The sequence below is a fragment of the Salinicoccus jeotgali genome (genome assembly GCF_039538805.1).
In the GTDB taxonomy this organism is placed as follows: Bacteria; Bacillota; Bacilli; order Staphylococcales; family Salinicoccaceae; genus Salinicoccus; species Salinicoccus jeotgali.
The window spans coordinates 115,610-134,492 of sequence record NZ_BAABCK010000013.1 but is presented as its reverse complement, the minus strand read 5'-3'; the positions used below and the strand labels follow the sequence as shown (position 1 = coordinate 134,492).

Here is an 18,883-nt window from a genome sequence, read left to right as displayed (position 1 = left end):
TCCTACATGATGACTTGCGGATCCACATCTATCCGGAGTGAGACACCTTCCGTACGATATGCTTCATGATAGTATTCATCCAATTCACCCAAAACTTCGAGCAGTGCCGGCTCCCTCTTATATTTCAACATTATCTGGAAACGATACTGCCGGTTGATCCTCTCAAGAGGACTTGGGGATGGCCCCACTATGATGGACTTGTCCGTAACGGCGTCCACCAGGGCATCATGGATATGACTTGTTGCTTTGAGGCATTTTGAAATATCCTCGCTCGAAACGGTAAATAATACATGAAAATAAAATGGTGAGTAGCGAGCCAGACGTCTGAATGCCATCTCCTTTTCATAGAACTGCCTGTAGTCGTTCCCTTTTGCCAGCTGGATTGCATAATGGCTCGGATTGTAGGTCTGGAAGATCACTTCTCCAGACAAAGCATGCCGTCCTGCGCGGCCCGATACTTGAGTGAGCAGCTGGTATGTTTTTTCATTGGCTCTGAAATCAGGAAGATTGAGCATCGTGTCTGCGTTCAGCACACCCACAAGCGTCACCTTGGGATAGTCGAGCCCTTTTGCAATCATCTGAGTGCCGAGCAGAATGGGTATTTCTTCTTCTTCAAAGCGATCAAGCAGCTTTTCATGCATGCCTTTTCGCCTTGTTGTATCGTTGTCCATCCTGACGATTTCAGCATCGAACATATCGCGCAGTATTTCTTCCACTTTCTCGGTACCCGTGCCCCTGAAGGTGACATCGTCACTTTGGCAGTTTTCGCATGTACGTCGGACTGCCGATTCATAACCGCAGTAATGGCACAGGAGGCTGCTGTTTGATTTATGGTAGGTGAGGGAGATGTCACAGTTTGGACAGATTGGCACATAGCCGCAGTTTTGGCATATCTGAAAGTTCGAATATCCCCGCCTATTAAGCAGCAGCACAGTCTGTTCACCCCGCTCGATGCGCTGGTCGATGGCTTCTTTGAGCGTCTGTGAAATTATCGAGGTATTGCCCCCGCGATGCTCTTCTGCCATATCCACAACATGGATCTCGGGCAGCACTTTCGTCCCGGCCCGCTGCGTCAGTTCAAGCCGCTCATAGACGCCCCGCTCACTACGGGCATATGTTTCGAGGCTCGGTGTCGCCGTTCCCAGTATCAGGGGACAATTATGGTATCGGCTCCTGAACTTCGCCACTTCAGTAGCATGGTACATCGGCCGATCTCCTTGCTTATATGTCGTTTCATGCTCCTCATCCACTATGATGGCACCGATATTCTCGAAGGGAGCAAAGACACTGCTTCTGGCCCCGACCGATACACGTGCACGGCCTTCTTTTATTTTGCGCCATTCATCGTATTTCTCCCCGTGGGAAAGCCCGGAATGGAGCACCGCCACATCATCACCGAATCGGCTTTTGAAGCGGTTGACCATCTGCGGGGTCAAAGCGATCTCCGGCACCAGCATGATGGCATTTTGTCCTTCATCCATCACCTTTTGAATGACCTGAAGATATACTTCAGTCTTGCCGCTGCCTGTAATCCCGTGGAGCAGGAAGGTGTGGGGCTCCCTGGCATCCATCGTTTCAGCGATGCGGTCATAGGCATGCTGCTGTTCTTCATTCAACACTTTCGGCGGGTCCAGTGTAAATACCCTATCAGCATACGGATCCCGTTCCATCTGCCGTTCGACCTTCTCTACATATCCTTTCCGGACAAGTTCATTGACCAGATGGTTGGAGAACCCTTCAGCGGCAAGGTCTCTGATAAATATCGGCTCCGAACTGGATTCGATTACGTCGAGCAGCTCCTGCTGCTTTTTGGCGCGTGACAGTTCGACTGCAGGATGACGTAGGGAATAGACTGCAAGGGCCGTCTTCTTTTTCGTATGCTGCGTGATTACTGTCTCTTCCTTTATTTCCCCAGACGCGAGGTAGGGTGCAAGTTCCTCCAGCACTGGGGCAGGCAGATGTCTCGTCTCCACCTCCCCACCCTGCTGATGGGATTCAAGAAGTCTTTTTGCTGTCGCTCCATGCCCTTCAGCCAAGCGCAGCACCTTTTTGTAGTTTGCCTTCAGCGCTGCCGGCAAAATGGTTTCTATAACGCTTATATACTGATCGATGTAGTAGTCTGCAAGATGTTTGGCGATGACCACCATCTCTTCTGTCAGCACTGGCTCAATGTCGAGAGTGCGTGCGATTTCCTTGATCCGCTCCGGATCGAAGTCGGTCTTTTCGCTGAGCTTCATCACATACCCTTGGATGGTACGTCGCCCGAAAGGTACGAGTACGCGGTGGCCGACCTTGAGTATATCCAGCATGCCTTCCGGGACACGATAGTCAAAGACTTGGTTTACGCTTTTACTCGGGATATCCACTATTACAGAAGCATACATCAGTCCAGCCACCTGTCGAGCAGCGTATCCATGATGACAGAAGCGAGCAATTGCTTATCCATCTTTTCGAATGGTACCGGCTCCCCCTCTTTAAACAGCATGACCACCTCGTTATCCGGGCTGTTCATGCCGATATCAGGGTTGGATACATCATTCATGATGATGCAGTCAGCATTCTTCCGCTTCAGTTTATCCAACGCATACGCTTCAACATTTTCGGTTTCTGCTGCAAATCCCACGACATACATATCTCTGGCATGGAGTCCGGCATGCTTCAATATATCCGGTGTCTTTTTCATCTCAATGGTCATACGCTCTGTCCCCTGCTCTTTCTTCATCTTCTGGTCCTGCATGGAGACAGGTGCAAAGTCACTGACTGCAGCAGTGAACAAGCCAAGATCAGCATCCATATGGTCATCTGCTGCACGCCGCATCTGTTCTGCCGTTACGACATCGACGACTTCAACACCCCGTGGTGCATCGATATTGACTGGGCCACTGACCAGTACAACTTCTGCACCTCTCTCAGCCGCAGCCTCGGCCAAAGCGTATCCCATCCTGCCGCTTGAATGGTTGGTGATGTAGCGCACCGGATCCAGAGGTTCCTGTGTCGGTCCTGCTGTTATCAGCACTTTCTTGCCAGACATCCGGTCATCTTGTTCAAGCTGGGCTTCTATATAGGCTTTTATTTCCGGTACATTTGCCATGCGTCCTTTGGCATTATAACCGCATGCCAAGAACCCGGATTCTGCATCGATGAATTGGTATCCATCTTTAGTAAGCACTTCCATATTCCTCTGTACTGCAGGCTGGTTATACATGTGGACATTCATTGCCGGCGCAAGCACCACCGGTTTTGGATTTGCCGCCAGCATATTGAGCAGCATATTGTCATAGATGCCGTTGGCCAGCTTGCTGATAGTATTTGCAGTCACTGGCACTACTGCTATGATATCCGCCCACTCCCCGATGTTGATGTGGGAAATCACCGACGGGTCTTCCTCTTTGAAGGTATCGGTGTATACATGATTGCGGCTTATTGCCTGAAATGCGAGCGGTGTGATGAATTCAAGTGCATTTTCCGTCAGGACGACACGGACCTGGTGTCCACCTTGAATCAGTTTACTTGTTAAGTCGACTGCCTTATAGGCGGCGATGCCGCCTGTTACACCGATAACGATATTTGACATGCTCTCACCTCTTTGAATATAGCCCTTCTATCGCGATGGGCTGTTAAAAAAAGCTGACAAAATTTGTCAGCTAGTTTTTTGCCTTAACTTTATTTGCAGCAATTTCTTCAAGTGACCGGCTGACCGTCTTCAAAGTTTTGTACTCTTCCAAGATAAGATCATCCGGTTCATCTTGTAGATGACGTGCCCGTTTGGCAGCCATTGTCACTACCAGATATTTCGAATCGACATTCTTCTTCAGATCGTGTATGGATGGATATAACATTATTGATTGACCTCCAGTAGCATTTTTCTCAATTTGGATTCTACACGTGCCCGTTTCATATGGGACGCTTCGACAATGCATTGGACCCGTCCGCGTGCAGTGTCCACATCGTCGTTGATTACGACATAATCGTAAAGGTTCATCATTTTAAGTTCTCTTTTTGCTTCATCAATGCGGTGTTTGATGATCTCAGGGGAGTCTGTTCCTCTGTTCACAAGACGCTGCTCCAATTGGCTAAGGTCCGGTGGGGCCAGGAAGATGAACAAGGCTTCAGGAAACTTTTCCCTTACCTGTTTTGCCCCTTCGACTTCTATCTCCAGGAATACATCATGCCCTTTTGACATGGTCTCCTCCACATAATCCACCGGAGTGCCGTAGTAGTTGCCCACATACTCGGCATACTCAATGAATTTATCTGCTTCAATCAATGCTTCGAATTCTGCTTTGCTTTTGAAGAAATAATCGACGCCATCCGTCTCCCCTTCTCGCCTCTCCCTTGTCGTCATGGAGATCGAGTACTTGAAGTCAGTATCAGGATGATCGAAAATCGCCTTTCTGACCGTGCCTTTCCCAACACCCGATGGGCCGGAGAGTACAATCAGCAATCCCTTTTCTGAAGTCATAACACGTAACCTTTCTATTTGTGATTATCTCCTAATGTACCATAACCGGGAGAAAAATTCATCATCAAATGACGGCTTGCGACAAACATGGCACAATTCGTGTTAAAATGTTCATTAGTCTAAAACAGGAGGATGAAACCATGGCATTCGACGGTAATTTTGTCCACGCCCTATTGGGAGAATTGAATAGTCTCCATAGCGGGAAGATAAATAAGATACAACAGATGGATGACACAAGCATGATATTCAAGGTCAGGGCACAAGGTGCAAACCATAACCTTCTGATAAGTGCGCATCCCATGTATGCACGCTTCCATCTGACAGACCATAAATACGAATTTCCATTCGATCCGCCGATGTTTGTGCGTGTTGCCAGAAAACATCTTGAGGGCGGCATCATTGAGACCATCAGACAAATCGGCAACGACCGCCGGGTTGAAATGCACATTCAATCGCGGAATGAACTAGGAGACCCAATCAAACGCATACTCATCCTGGAAATCATGGGACGGCATTCGAACATCATCATAACGGATGCCGACTATATCATCCAGGATGGCATCAAGCACCTCACGCCGAACAACAACAGCAGGACCATCATGCCAGGCTTCCCATATACAGCCCCACCCACTGAGCCGAAACTGAATCCGAGGACGGCGGATATAGAGTCACTTACAGCACGCATCGACTTCAACAGGGGGAAGGTAGGCCGGCAGATCCTCCACAATGTAGAAGGATTCAGTCCACTCTTCGTCAAGGAAGTCGAATATCTCGCGGGTTACTTCACCACTGAAACCATCGTACCGGCAATAAAAGAAGCCATGCATCAGGCGGAAGAGATAAAGCCTGTGCTCTATACGTCCGGTGACGCTGAAATATTCTATTTCACTCCACTCAGCCACCTTGGTGCACCGGATGCAACATATGATTCGCTCTCTGGATTGATGGACGACTATTACCATGACAGATACAGGAAGTCGCTGATCAGACAGAAGGCACAAGATTATGTCCATTTGATCGAACGTGAATATGACCGTACAGAACGTAAGATAGAAAAGCTCAAGGCGGACCTCGCTGAAGCGGAGAAGATGGATGAATACCAAAAGTACGGGGAACTGCTCACTGCATATATGCACCAGGTCAAACCATACGATGAAAGCATCGAAGTCATCGATTATTATACCGATGAACCTCTGAGCATCCCCCTCGATAAGAATCGTACAGCGAGTGAAAATGCCCAACGCTACTATAAGATGTACAATAAACTGAAGACGCGCGAAAGCAGCGCCGCTACACAGCTGGAGCGCTCATACCAGGACATTAAATACCTCGCTTCACTGCTGCATCAGATGGAAAGCATCAGCACTGAAGAAGAAGTTGAAGAGATAAGGGAGGAATTGGGCGAGCAGGGCATCATCAAGAACAATCGTAGACAACCGAAGAAGAAAAAGCATAAAATTCAGCTTCATCCTTACCGGACAACGAATGGACTGGATGTACTGGTCGGTAAAAACAACAAGCAGAACGACTATCTGACGAGTAAAAAAGCACAGAACAACCATCTGTGGTTCCACACAAAAGACATCCCAGGTTCCCACGTCGTCATCTTGCATACTGAAGGCGAAATAGAAGAACAGGATATTCTGGAAGCTGCGATGATAGCAGCCTATCACTCCAAGGCCCGAGACTCGGAGTCGGTGCCTGTCGATTTTACAAAAGTCCGGCATGTGCATAAAGTCAGCGGTGCAAAACCTGGTTTTGTGACCTATACTGACCAGCAGACCGTAAATGTCACTCCAGACCGCGGAAAAGTGATGAAAATGGCACAGCCGGAAGCATAATAAGAAAAGCCACCTCCACAATATATTGTGGAGGTGGCTTTTCTTTAATAGAGGCTCATATAGCGTTCGGCAGATTTTGCCCAACTGTAGTCCGATTGCATCATGTTATTGAACAAGGCATCCATATGCGCCTTGTCATGGTAGATGGATCGGCTGTACCTCATGGCATCGAGCAGTTCATGGGCATTGTAGCTTTCGAATGAAAATCCGTTCCCTACATGATTGAACTCGTTATATGGCACGACCGTATCCTTCAATCCACCAGTTTCCCTGACGATTGGAACCGTTAGATATCTGATGGCGATCAGCTGGCCCAGACCGCACGGTTCAAACAGGCTCGGCATGATGAAGAAATCACTGGAAGCATAGATTTTCCTGGCATAGGATTCACTGAATCCGATTGTCGCATGCACCTTCCCGGGGAAATTATGGACAAGTGATTTGAAATAATCCTCATACTGCTGCTCTCCTGATCCGAGTACGACGAGTTGGACATCCTCCATCAGGAATTCATGCATGACATGTGTGATGAGATCCAGACCTTTTTGTGAAACGAGACGAGTCACAATGCCGTACATGGGGATTGCCTCATCCACTTCCAATCCGAGAGCACTCTGAAGCGCCGTCTTATTTTTCAGTTTGGTCTTGCATGATGATCGGTATCTATAGTCAAGTGCATCATCTTTCAGGGGATTATATTCTGTCACATCCAGACCATTGATGATGCCATGCAGATCATGCCTCCTGTATTCGAGCACCGTCTCCAGACCTTCACCGAAAAATGGCGTCAGAATCTCTTCGGCATATGTTTCGGACACGGTCGTAATGACATCCGCATGATGGATGGCGGTTTTCATCATGTTAAGCATGCCCTGCCACTCGAATCCCGCGAAATGCTCCATGCCGAAGTTGAACATATCCCCGAAGGCCGAGTGATCCATCCATCCCTGATACTGGATATTATGGATCGTGTAGACAATCTTCATGCCGGGGTGTGGCCGTTTGATGCTGCCGATTGCAACGGCAGCCCCAGTCTGCCAATCATGACAATGGAGCACATCATAATTTTCATCTGTACGGTACATGAATTCAATGATCGCATTCGAAAAGTAGGCAAAGCGCTCCCCATCATCGATATATCCGTAGAGGCCGTCACGGTTGAAGTAGTACTCATTATCTACAAAATAGTAGGTGACTCTCCTATCTGTATATTTCAAGATGCGGGTATACTGGTTGCGCCATCCTACCGGGGTATTGTAGATCATCACTTCCTCCATATCCCGGCGGTAATCTGAATGGATGATTCCCTTATATAGAGGCAAAATGACCGACACCTCTGCCCCTTCCTTGACAAGTGCCTGCGGCAGGCTGCCGATGACATCGGCCAACCCACCTGACTTGATGAACGGTGTGCATTCACTTGCAGCAAAAAGTACATGTTTCATGCTGTCACTTCTTCCCATATCAAATTAGATCTCGGTACGCTTGGCCAGAACATAAGGTTTTTCTTCAGAACCCATCAGCTGGCGTCCTTCTGTAATCCTGACATCTTTATCCAATATCACATTCTCAAGGTGGACATCGGGTTCGATTCTGCAATTTGCAAAAATGATGGAGTTTTTAATGACTGCTCCTTTGCCGATCTTGACATTGCGGCCGATTATCGAGCGTTCGACAGTTCCTTCGACCGTGACGCCATTTGCCAAGATTGATTTTTTGACGTTGCTGGTCTTCTTATAGAGCGTCGGTGGGCTGGTGCTCACTTTCGTCTTCACTCTATTCTTGCCGAAGAAGAATTTGCGGTAGCGGTCTTTTTCCAGCAATGCCATGCTGTTGTTGAAATATGTTTCAATCGAATGGAAGTAATGTGTTTTTGCCGTTATATCAAAAAAACCTGTATTATACTCTTCAAGCTTCTCTCTTATGCCATTATGGAAGAAACTCGGCTTGTAATTGTTGATGCAGAACGTGACGATGTTCATAAGGACAGATTTTTTAATGATGTATACGCCTGTATAAAGGTGCGAGTTTTCTTGATCGTGTGTAAATCCAGTAACCTGATCCCCTTCTGTAATGAGGCGAAGGATCGGGCCTTCTGGAGGGGTTTCAACTTTTTCTGAAACGAATGTCACGTCCCTATCATTCTTGATATGCTGTTCAACCGCTTCAGAGTAATCGGTATTCGATATGAACTGGGAGCCGGAGACGAGCACATGATTTCCTTTAAAACGGCTGAACAGATCGGAGTGGTTATGGAAATGCTTAAGATCTCCCTGTGATACGTCAGTCGGATCATTCCAGTCAGGGGGAAGGACGAATATTTTAGATTGTCTTCCTTCAATGCCGAAATCTTCTTTGCGGTTCAGATGATCGAGTAATGATCTGAATTTATTGCCAGCAAATACTCCTATGACATTGACGCCTGAATTATTCATGCTGGTGATTGCGAAATCAATCAGTCTATAGCGCCCCATGAATGGCACCGACCCACTGCTCCTAAAATAAGTCAATTCATCCAGGTAATCCTGTTCAGGCTGTAGATTGATCAGTCCAAGTATTTCGTTATCCATTATGATTGCCCCCCTTTTGGCAGATAGTCGTCTAAAGTATCATGACTGATGACGATAGGCTCTTCGTCCTCGGCGAGTATTTCAGCACCATCCGGCACCTCAACACCTGAAGTGACGATTACACGCTCAAGTCGGACACCTTCGCCGATTACTGCATCAGGTAGTATGATGGAGTCTTTGATGCTTGAGCCTGCCCCCGTCTCCACACCGATGAAGAGTATCGAATTATCGATTTTTCCTTCAATGAAAGAACCTGGAGAAATGAGTGAATCCTTTATCTCCGCTGTTTCTCCGATGTACTCCGGTGGACGGTTTTCTTCGTTCGGATAAGTAGGCCATTCTTTGGACATCAGCAAAGTCTGGAAATCGTCTTTCAGCAGATCCATATTTGCTTCCCAATAACTTTTGATTGTGCCTACATCTTTCCAGTAGCCTTCAAAATTGTAGGCGAACAATCTCTTCTCATCCGACAGCATCATTGGGATGATGTCCTTCCCGAAATCATGTTCGCTGTCTTCCTTCTTTTCATCTTCGAGCAGGTATGGTCTAATCGTTTCCCATTTGAAGATGTAGACTCCCATTGAAGCCATATTGTTTTTTGGCTCCTCGGGCTTCTCATCAAATTCATATATGCTCATATCTTCATTCGTGTTCAGAATGCCGAATCGGCTGGCATCTTCCCATGGTACCTCAATTGCCGAGATGGTGGTATCGGCATCATTGGCCCGGTGGAATTCGAGCATTTTAGTATAATCCATCTGATAGATATGATCGCCACTCAGGACAATCAGATTATCAGGCTCGTATTGATCGATAAAATGCAGATTCTTGACGATTGCATCTGCCGTACCACTGAACCAGGCACTGCCCTCACGGTTGGAATGCGGCGAGAGTACACTGACGCCCCCATATTGCCTGTCAAGGCCCCAAGGTTTGCCGATGCCGATGTGCTTATTGAGCATTAAGGGTGAGTATTGTACGAGCACCCCGACTGTCGAAATACCCGAGTTGGCCAGGTTGCTCATTGTAAAATCGATGATTCTATACTTCCCTCCAAACGGTACAGCTGGCTTGGCGATATCCTTCGTCAGTTCGCCAAGCCGCGTGCCCTTTCCCCCTGCCAGCAGCATGGCTACAGTATTAGATGTCATATTACTTCCTCCTGTCTGTGTCATCTTCAAGATCGAATACTTGAAAAGCAAGTGGTGCGATGGATACTTTTATATATTGGTCTTCGCGGATATAATGTTCATCCGTTGAAAAATGCCTGCCGTCATTCATGACGTCGGAACCTGAATATTTGTCTTCATCACTATTGAAGATTTCCCGATAGACGCCGGGTTCAGGCACTGGGATTTTAAAATCATGATATACTTCCGGACGGTAGTTGAATATGCATACTTTAAAAGTCTCCTTGTATCTGCGTACATAGCTGAGGACGGAATGCGTATTATCGTCGACGAGCAGCCATTTGAACCCTTCAGGCATGTAATCCCATTTATGGAACTCAGGATGCGTCCTATAGAACGCGTTCAGGTCAGCGGTATATTTCTGCAGGGAGTGATGGTACGGATATTCGAGAAGATGCCAGTCGACCTGCCCCTTATCCTTCCATTCATGGAACATCCCTATTTCCTGCCCCATGAACAGTAGCTGTTTTCCTGGTTCTGTGGTCTGATTGCCATATAACAGCCGGGTCTGGGCAAATTTTTGCCATTGGTCTCCAGCCATCTTATCGACTATGGATTTCTTACCATGGACAACCTCATCGTGGGACAGAGGCAATAGATAATTCTCATTGTACTTATATGCCATCGAAAACGTGAGTTTATTGTGGATGTTTGCCCGCGCGTAGAAATCCTGTTCCATATAATCAAGCCGATCATGCATCCAGCCGAGATCCCATTTGAAATTGAAGCCGAGTCCGCCGGTGTGGACCGGGTGGGTGATTTTCGCCTCATCGGAAGAATCTTCCGCCATCATAAGGAGCGTTTCATCATACATGAAGGCAGCTTTATTCAATTTCTTCAGGAACTCCACCCCGGCAATGTTCGTCTCACTGCCGTCTTCGTTATAGATTTTATCCCGGGCTTCATGGTTTTCGAAGTTCAGGTCAATCATGCTGTGCACAGCATCGATCCTAAGACCATCGATGTGGAATTCACGCAACCAATACATCGCCGAAGAGATGAGGAAAGATTGTACTTCAGGCCGTCCGTAATCGAACGTCAACGTTCCCCACTGGCGTTTTTCAGCAATTCTCGGATCAGGATGTTCATAGACAGGCATGCCGTCGAACATCCTTAATCCATGCGCGTCTTTACAGAAATGGGCGGGTACAAAGTCCATGACGACACCGATTCCCGCTTCATGCAGACGGTTGATCAGGCGCTTCAATCCAGCCGGCTCCCCAAAACGGCTGGTCGGAGAGAAGTAGCCTGTCACCTGGTAACCCCAGGACAAGTCAAAGGGATGTTCAGTCAAAGGCATGAACTCAACATGTGTGTATCCCATCTTCTCCACATATGGCACCAATGCTTCAGCAATTTCATCATAGCTGAAATGGGCAGCATCAGTCAGCTCATCGACGGTGTTATAATCTGCACTGTCCACGGCATGTCTCATCCAAGTCCCCAGATGGACTTCATAAATGCTGATCGGGGCTTGATAGACATTGCTTCTGCTTCTTTTCGCCATCCATTCATCATCCGTAAAGGTGAAATCATCGTGGTGGACGATGCTGGCTGTTGCCGGTCGCCGTTCATGGTAGAATCCATAGGGATCTGATTTCAGATGGGATGTGCCCTGAAAATAAATCTTATACTTATAGGCGTCCCCTTTTTTCATGTTGGGGGTTTTGAAAATCCATAGACCTTGATCGCCCAAAGGCTCAAAATCCATGCCTTCACCACTGTAGTCATTGTGCTCACACGCGAGCTGCACATGCGTAGCATTCGGCGCCCAGGTGATGAATCGCACCTCATCACCCAAAACGTGAGCCCCCATGAATTGGTAGGCATTGTAGTGGGTGCCCTGGTGAAACAGATATTTATCCATTTCCAACCGCTCTGCACTCAAAATATCTCCCCCTTTACGTTATACTATGTCCATACCCATTTTTATGGTGTTACAACTTATAAATTTGGAATGATACATTTACAGCAATTTCAGAATATTTATTTAAATGATAATTATACATGCAACAATCATTTACTACAACTAGATGGAGGAACTTTATGTATGACGCATATCTAGATGCATCAGATCAGATTACTATAGTCAAAAAAAATGCCAGTTCGGAAAATACAGCGTCCATTTCCGTCATGCAGAATGGCGAAGCGCTTGAAATCCACCCGGCCCATATCAGCGATAAGTGCACCACCATTTCGTTAGCACATCCCCTGAACCTCGATCATTTCACTTTTCTGATTATAGGCGGGCGGCATATCCCACTTGAGATGGGCCGCTATACCTTTTCTACAGAATTCGACTTGAAGTATGCAACCGATCAGCAGATGGGTGCCATCTATACAAAAGAACAGACCATCTTCAGAGTATTTGCTCCGACAGTCTTCCAGTGCAGACTGCTCCTTGATGGTCAACCTTATAATATGGATAAAATTGGCGGCTACTTTGAAAAAGTCATTTCCCACGACTGTCATGGCAAAAATTATCATTTCGAAGCGAGCCACAATCATGTGACGCATTTCGTCATCGATCCGTATGTCAAGGCAGTGTCAGCCAACGCAAAAGAGGCTATGGTTGTCGATTTCGAACGCATCAACCCCAACTACCGGAAACATCATGTACCAGATATACCGAATGATTCAGCAATCATCTACGAAACCCATGTAAGGGACATCACCAGTCATCCGAACAGTGGTGTCAGTGAAGCATGGAGAGGCCTCTTCCTCGGGATGACGGAAGATACGGAGACCGGCCACCGGCTGAGCAGCGGACTCAATTATCTGAAGGAGCTAGGTGTCACCCACATAGAATTGATGCCGGTCAATGACTTTTCGACCGTTGATGAATTGAATCGGGATAAAAGTTATAACTGGGGATATGACCCTCATTTCTTTATGGTGCCTGAAGGCAGTTATGCAACAAATCCTTCAGACCCGATCAGCCGCATCGTCGAACTCCAAAACCTTATACTTACATTACATGAGAATGGCATGAAAGTCGTTTTGGATGTAGTCTTGAATCATGTATATAGGGTGGAACACTCGAGTTTCGAGAAATTGGTACCCGGCTATTACTTCAGACATAATGCTGATCTATCCTTGTCGAACGGCACGGGAGTCGGCAATGATTTCGCCTCAGAAAAAATGATGGCCCGCCGCTTCATTCTTGAAACGATGGAATTCTGGCTCGATTTCTACCGGGTCGACGGTTACCGGTTTGATCTTATGGGGGCGCTCGATATCGAAACAATGCAAGGTATAGAACATATTTCAAAAGAACAGGACCGGGAAATTTTCCTCCTGGGAGAAGGTTGGGACTTGCCGACAGCCTTGGAGTATCATAAAAAGACACTCCCTGAATTTTCAGATCGCATTCCGAGTGTCCATTTCTTTAACGACCATTTCCGCGATGTGATCAAAGGCAGCAATTTTGAACTGAGCGAAAAGGGGTATGTAAATGGAGATGGACAAGGCGCCCAAGCTATCAGGGAAATGTTCACTGGGAGTTTCAAAGCATTCAATCCGGGTATGAGCATCAATTATGTGGAAGTTCATGACAACCATACGTTATATGACCGCCTCAAGTATTCCTCGGACAAGCGGCAGTATGTGCTTGAGAGTCAACATCAGCTTGCAACTGCGTTGACCCTGCTATCGTTCGGCACACCATTTCTGCACGCCGGACAGGAATTCTTCAGGACCAAATATGGTCATGGAAATACGTATAATCTAAGCGACCTGTTGAACCGCATGGACTGGAACCGCAGAGCCAAGTATCAGGATAATATTGAATTCATCAAAGCAGTAATACGTTTCAGGCTAGAAGAAGATGTCTTCCGCCTGAAAAATCCTGACGAAATTAAAAAGGCGCTTACATTCATGACGTTCAACAACTTGCCGCAAGCCTTCGGGGTGCAGATCAGCCACGAGGAGAGCGAGTTTATGATCATCATCAATCCGACGGAAAAATCCGTCGAACTTGGATATGGCTCGGATGATTCCTATAGGATCATACTCTCAAACCAGCGTTGGCATGATAAGGCCGTATATGCCAATAGTCTCTATATTAAAGGGTATGAAGTCGTTATACTGAGGAAGATGGCCGATGCCGCCTAATACACAACAGACCAGGAAGGTGATTGAAGTGGAAAGAACACAATGGGAAAATAATATTGAGGGAAGTTTCATCACACAGGAGCAATATGATCGTCTACCAGAAGAAGAGAAGAATGACGCATTTACCGGTACTCTTGCATTCGGGACAGCAGGCATAAGGGGGAAAATCGGACTCGGGCCGAACCGTCTGAACCGATATACAGTCGAGAAAGTGGCGCTTGGCATTGCACATAGCTTAAAAGATGATGATGATTCACTCGTCGTCATAGGTTATGATACCCGCCACTTTTCACCAGAATTTGCCCAAGCCATGACGAGTGTCCTTGTTACCAACAATGTATCAGTCAAGCTCTCAAAACAATATATTTCAACGCCGGAGCTCTCGTTCCATGTCAGGGAACACAATGCAGACCTCGGGGTCATGATAACGGCAAGCCATAATCCACCGGAGTATAATGGCATTAAAGTGTACGGTGCGGATGGTGCCCAGCTGATCGATCGGCCGGCTTCACTACTGAGTGAGAAGATCAACGCGATAGAAGATATATTCAACATTGCTGCCATTCCTTTTGAAGAAGCGTTGGAAAACGGCGACGCTGGATACATTTCTACTGAAATGGAAGAGCTCTATAAGCAGAGAATTACTGCGTTCATTCCAGAAATTCCAAAATCCGACCTTAAAGTCGTATTCACAAGCCTGCATGGAACGAGTGTGCCGATTGTGCCCGAGCTGCTCGATACACTTGGATTCAACGGTTATCAACTGGTCGAGGAACAATGTCGCCCCGACGGTGATTTTCCTTCGGTCGAATCTCCAAACCCGGAGAACGAGTCTGCATTTGAAGAGGCACGGACACTTGGCAAAAAGGATGAAGCCGATCTGCTCATTGCCACAGATCCCGACGCCGACAGAATTGGAGTGCAGGTCCTGCATAATGGTGAGTATGTCCATTTGAACGGCAACCAGCTCGGTATACTGCTTCTCAACCATCGCTTGGATAACCACGACGGCCCAAGTCCGGTCGTCATCAAATCAATTGTGACAAGCGACTTAGGCCGTAAGATTGCAGAAGATAAAGGTGCAGAGATGATAGAAGTTCTGACTGGTTTCAAGTATATCGGTGAGCAGATCAAGATGCTTGAAGACAATCCCGAAAAACAGTTCATATTCGGCTACGAAGAAAGCTACGGTTTTCTCCTTGAACCATTCGTGCGTGACAAAGACGCCATACAGATTGTGCCGTACCTTGTCTCGATGGCAAGCGCACTGAAGAATGAAGGCCGGACGCTTGTGGATGTCTTGGAATCAATCTACGAAACGTACGGCAGGCGTATGGAAGTTCTTTTCAGTCATACCTTCGAAGGGACGAGCGGCAAGGAGGAAATCAATGAAATCATGAGGCAGTTCCGCACCAACACCCCTAAAAAGCTCGACCGGAGGGAAGTGGTCATGTCTGAAGATTTTAAGACTCAGACTCGGACGTATCAAGATGGCCGGACAGAAAAGATTGAACTCCCACAAGCCGATGTCATCAAAATTCATTTCCAGGATGGCTGGATTGCTCTAAGGCCGTCAGGTACAGAACCAAAAATAAAACTTTATGCCTCCTTAGATAGTGAACACATTGAACAGGAAGCCAAATTCATAAACGATATGATATTTGGTGTATGATGAAAAAAGCTCAAACTGGAACTGAAGTTCCAGTTTGAGCTTTTATTTTGATAGTGATGTCTTGAAATCCATGACCGTCTTCTGTTGACCATCAGAAAGAGTCCCGCGATTGGCACTTACCTCGACCAATGCATCGAGATTACTCAATGTAAAGAGAGTAAAACCTGACTGGCTGAATGCTTCAGCCGCCTGGGGCAGGCCATAAGTGAAGATTCCGATCACCTTAAGCACCTCAGCTCCACCTTCCTTCAAGGCTTCAGCCGCTTCAATACTCGAACCACCGGTGGAAATCAGATCTTCGATGAGCACTACTTTTTTACCGGAGATATCCGCGCCTTCAATCTGATTCCCCTTACCATGCTTTTTCTTGCTTCCCCGGACATAACACATCGGCAATTGCAGACGCTCGCTGACGAACGCAGCGTGTGGAATTCCAGCGGTGGAGGTTCCGGCAATGACTTCTGCTTCAGGCATCTGCTCTTTGATTACTGAGGCGAATGCATCCGCAATTTCGTTTCTTGCCTGTATATCCCCTATTATTTTGCGGTTGTCACAGTATATGGGAGATTCTATGCCACTCGCCCAAGTGAAAGGTGCTTCAGGACTGAGCTCTACGGCTCCTACATCAAGAAGTATTTCTGCAGTGCGTAATTCCATCTATTGTTCCCCGCTTTCAAATTCTTTTTTGATCTTATAATATTTTTCTGATGGATTCGGGTCTCTGGTGATGGAGCGCCCTACCACAATATAGTCGCACCCGGCACTTTTAGCTCCTTCAGGTGTAATGATACGCACCTGGTCATCCTGTGTGTCCGACTGCATGCGGATGCCTGGTGTGACGGTTTTAAATTCCTTGCCACAAGCTTCATGGACAAGCTCTGCTTCAAGTGGGGAACACACTACACCATCAAGGCCTGCAGATTGCGCAAGTTTCGCAAAATGAACGACGCTCTCATCGAGGCTCAATCTGGAACCCAGTTCTTCATGGACCAGCTCTTCGCTCATCGATGTGAGCTGGGTGACAGCGATGAGCAGCCCGTCAGGGTTGTAGTTTTTGAAGGATTCCGCAGCGCGCTTCATCATCGCCACTCCCCCCTGTGCATGGACATTCGTCATCTGGACATCGAGTGCCGCGAGCCCTTCCATCGCCTTGCCTACTGTATTCGGAATATCGTGGAGCTTCAGATCAAGGAAGACATCATGCCCCATGCTGCGCAGTTCTTTTATGACCTCCGGCCCATTCTGCAGATAAAGCTCCATGCCTACTTTGACGAACAGCGCTTCATCGAAGCGTTTTAGAAATTCGCGTACATGCTCCATCGTACTGAAATCAAGTGCAATTATCGGTCTGTCCATTAGTCTTCCTCCCGTTTGTAGGCGCGCCCCTTCAAGTCATGGATGTGGGCGACACCCATATCTTTCAAGCGTTCTTCCAACCCTCTGATGAGAGTTGGACAGATCATGGGATCAGTAAAGTTCATCGTACCTATTGCCACAGCATCAGCACCTACTGAAATATAGTCGAGTATATCATCCACTGTCGAAATGCCGCCCATCCCGATTATCGGTATGTCGGGCATGTGCTGCCGGACTTGGTAGATCATGTTCAGGCTGACCGGTTTGATGGCCGGACCGCTCAATCCGCCAGTGATGTTAGATAGGATCGGTCGCCCTGTCGTGTCGAGCCTCATGCCTACAAGTGTGTTGATCATTGTCAATCCGTCCGCTATATCTCCGACGCTCTTTGCCATTTCGACGATGTTTGTGACGTTCGGTGAAAGTTTTACATAGACTGGTACGTCAGAAGCTTCTTTGACTGCAGCGGTCAAGCGCCGCGCTGTTTCTGGATCAGTGCCGAATTGGATGCCTCCGGCTTTGACGTTCGGGCATGAAATGTTCAATTCCAGCGCATTGACGTTACCTGCCTTGGATATTTTATCTGCGACCATCACGTAATCATCTATCTCAGTGCCTGCAACATTCGCTATGATGGGCACATCGTACTGTTCAAGGAATTTGAGTTCATGCTCGATGATGTGATCAACCCCAGGGTTCTGCAACCCGATGGCGTTCAGCATGCCACTTGAAGTCTCTGCCACGCGCGGGGTGGGATTGCCTTTTCTTGCCTCATGCGTTGCAGCTTTGATCATTATTGCACCAAGCTGTGAAAGATCATAGAGTCGGGAGAATTCCTCACCAAAACTGAAGCAGCCTGATGCCGGCATTACCGGATTCTTAAGGTTTAACCCCGGCAGGGAGATATGCATCGCCTCTTTGTTCATAACACTATCTCCCCTTTCCTGAAGACCGGGCCATCAGTGCAAAGCTTGACATATTCACCCTCCGTTGTTTCGCATACACATGCGTAGCACACACCAAAGCCGCATCCCATCCGTTCCTCAAGCGAAATATAACCATCAATCTCCATCGTCTCGGAAAGTGCCCTCAGCATTACTTTCGGACCACAAGCGTAAAAGCGGTCGAAAGGTCCATCAAGTGCTTCGATGACATCTGTAACGAATCCTTTCGTGCCGTATGAACCATCAGCCGTGGAGACAAATGTTTCACCGAGTGCACTGAATTTATCTTCATAGAAAACATCTTTCTGTGAATTGAATCCCAGTACATGGGTAGTTTTCACGCCTCGCGCGTTCAACTGTTTGGATAATTCATAAAGAGGTGGAACACCGATGCCCCCGCCTATTATGAGTACATGTCTGTCACGTTCCAATGGATAGCCGTTGCCGAGGGGGGATAATATATCCAAGTTCTCCCCGGCACGTCTGTCCGCTAATTTGGAAGTCCCTGCGCCATCCGCCCTATATATGATGGTAAAGCGCGAAGCTTCCTGATCGATGCTGGCGATTGAGATGGGCCGCCTCAGTACATGCTCGGTCGACTCGTCGATGCGCACGTGGACGAACTGTCCCGGTGTCTTCATATCTGAAGTGAGCGCCCCTTCAAGCTCCATCTCGAATACCCGGTCGGCAATCTCGTCATTGGCAATTATGGTCATGAGTGTCTTCATATGATCA

Annotated in this window: 15 protein-coding genes; 3 read left to right on the top strand and 12 right to left on the bottom strand. The window is 47.4% G+C overall.

All coding sequences use genetic code 11. The features are described from left to right. Positions 1-2: 2 nt before the first annotated feature. The 4 genes from priA to gmk form a co-directional block, all read right to left on the bottom strand. Entirely contained in the window at positions 3-2,384 is a 2,382-nt protein-coding gene (priA, locus tag ABD734_RS03105) for a primosomal protein N' (protein WP_344701304.1), read from the bottom strand. After that, a complete protein-coding gene (gene coaBC / locus ABD734_RS03100; RefSeq protein ID WP_344701302.1) occupies positions 2,384-3,574 on the bottom strand; it encodes a bifunctional phosphopantothenoylcysteine decarboxylase/phosphopantothenate--cysteine ligase CoaBC in 1,191 nt (396 codons plus the stop codon). The genes priA and coaBC overlap by 1 nt, the downstream gene beginning before the upstream one ends. 70 nt (positions 3,575-3,644) lie before the next feature. After that, positions 3,645-3,839 (bottom strand): DNA-directed RNA polymerase subunit omega, encoded by a 195-nt coding sequence (gene rpoZ / locus ABD734_RS03095; RefSeq protein ID WP_344701300.1) that lies wholly within the window; start codon positions 3,837-3,839, stop codon positions 3,645-3,647. Further along, positions 3,839-4,462 carry a guanylate kinase gene (gmk, locus tag ABD734_RS03090; protein ID WP_344701298.1) on the bottom strand — a complete coding sequence of 208 codons (624 nt, stop codon included), beginning with the start codon at positions 4,460-4,462 and terminating at the stop codon, positions 3,839-3,841. The genes rpoZ and gmk overlap by 1 nt, the downstream gene beginning before the upstream one ends. Before the next feature lie 140 nt (positions 4,463-4,602). Between gmk and ABD734_RS03085 the strand changes: the two genes are divergently transcribed. Further along, complete coding sequence (locus ABD734_RS03085; protein ID WP_344701296.1) at positions 4,603-6,303, top strand: Rqc2 family fibronectin-binding protein; 1,701 nt, start codon at positions 4,603-4,605, stop codon at positions 6,301-6,303. 44 nt (positions 6,304-6,347) lie between these two features. Here the strand turns inward: ABD734_RS03085 and glgA are convergent, their stop codons facing one another. Genes glgA through glgB form a run of 4 tightly spaced genes read right to left on the bottom strand, consistent with a single transcriptional unit; the run spans position 6,348 to position 11,951 of the window. Beyond that, on the bottom strand, positions 6,348-7,748 hold the full coding sequence (gene glgA / locus ABD734_RS03080) for a glycogen synthase GlgA (RefSeq protein WP_344701294.1): 1,401 nt from the start codon (positions 7,746-7,748) through the stop codon (positions 6,348-6,350). A gap of 24 nt (positions 7,749-7,772) precedes the next feature. Further along, on the bottom strand, positions 7,773-8,873 hold the full coding sequence (gene glgD, locus ABD734_RS03075; protein ID WP_344701292.1) for a glucose-1-phosphate adenylyltransferase subunit GlgD: 1,101 nt from the start codon (positions 8,871-8,873) through the stop codon (positions 7,773-7,775). Next, positions 8,873-10,024 (bottom strand): glucose-1-phosphate adenylyltransferase, encoded by a 1,152-nt coding sequence (locus ABD734_RS03070; protein WP_344701290.1) that lies wholly within the window; start codon positions 10,022-10,024, stop codon positions 8,873-8,875. Before ABD734_RS03070 ends, glgD begins: the two co-directional genes overlap by 1 nt. A 1-nt stretch (position 10,025) precedes the next feature. Next, on the bottom strand, positions 10,026-11,951 hold the full coding sequence (gene glgB / locus ABD734_RS03065) for a 1,4-alpha-glucan branching protein GlgB (protein WP_344701288.1): 1,926 nt from the start codon (positions 11,949-11,951) through the stop codon (positions 10,026-10,028). Positions 11,952-12,109: 158 nt separating this feature from the next. On the opposite strand from glgB, the gene pulA reads away from it, so the two are divergent. Beyond that, positions 12,110-14,176 (top strand): type I pullulanase, encoded by a 2,067-nt coding sequence (gene pulA, locus ABD734_RS03060; RefSeq protein WP_344701286.1) that lies wholly within the window; start codon positions 12,110-12,112, stop codon positions 14,174-14,176. Next, on the top strand, positions 14,166-15,848 hold the full coding sequence (locus tag ABD734_RS03055; protein WP_344701284.1) for a phospho-sugar mutase: 1,683 nt from the start codon (positions 14,166-14,168) through the stop codon (positions 15,846-15,848). The genes pulA and ABD734_RS03055 overlap by 11 nt, the downstream gene beginning before the upstream one ends. Positions 15,849-15,890: 42 nt before the next feature. Here the strand turns inward: ABD734_RS03055 and pyrE are convergent, their stop codons facing one another. From pyrE to ABD734_RS03035, 4 genes are read right to left on the bottom strand one after another with little or no spacing between them, the layout of a single operon-like run. Continuing rightward, positions 15,891-16,505, bottom strand: a complete 615-nt coding sequence (gene pyrE, locus ABD734_RS03050; RefSeq protein WP_344701282.1) for an orotate phosphoribosyltransferase — start codon at positions 16,503-16,505, stop codon at positions 15,891-15,893. After that, positions 16,506-17,204, bottom strand: a complete 699-nt coding sequence (gene pyrF / locus ABD734_RS03045) for an orotidine-5'-phosphate decarboxylase (protein ID WP_344701280.1) — start codon at positions 17,202-17,204, stop codon at positions 16,506-16,508. Further along, positions 17,204-18,130 (bottom strand): dihydroorotate dehydrogenase, encoded by a 927-nt coding sequence (locus ABD734_RS03040; protein ID WP_344701278.1) that lies wholly within the window; start codon positions 18,128-18,130, stop codon positions 17,204-17,206. The genes pyrF and ABD734_RS03040 overlap by 1 nt, the downstream gene beginning before the upstream one ends. Beyond that, the gene (locus ABD734_RS03035) at positions 18,127-18,876 is read right to left on the bottom strand and encodes a dihydroorotate dehydrogenase electron transfer subunit (RefSeq protein ID WP_344701276.1); all 750 of its coding nucleotides are present in this window, start codon (positions 18,874-18,876) and stop codon (positions 18,127-18,129) included. Before ABD734_RS03035 ends, ABD734_RS03040 begins: the two co-directional genes overlap by 4 nt. Positions 18,877-18,883: the final 7 nt, after the last annotated feature.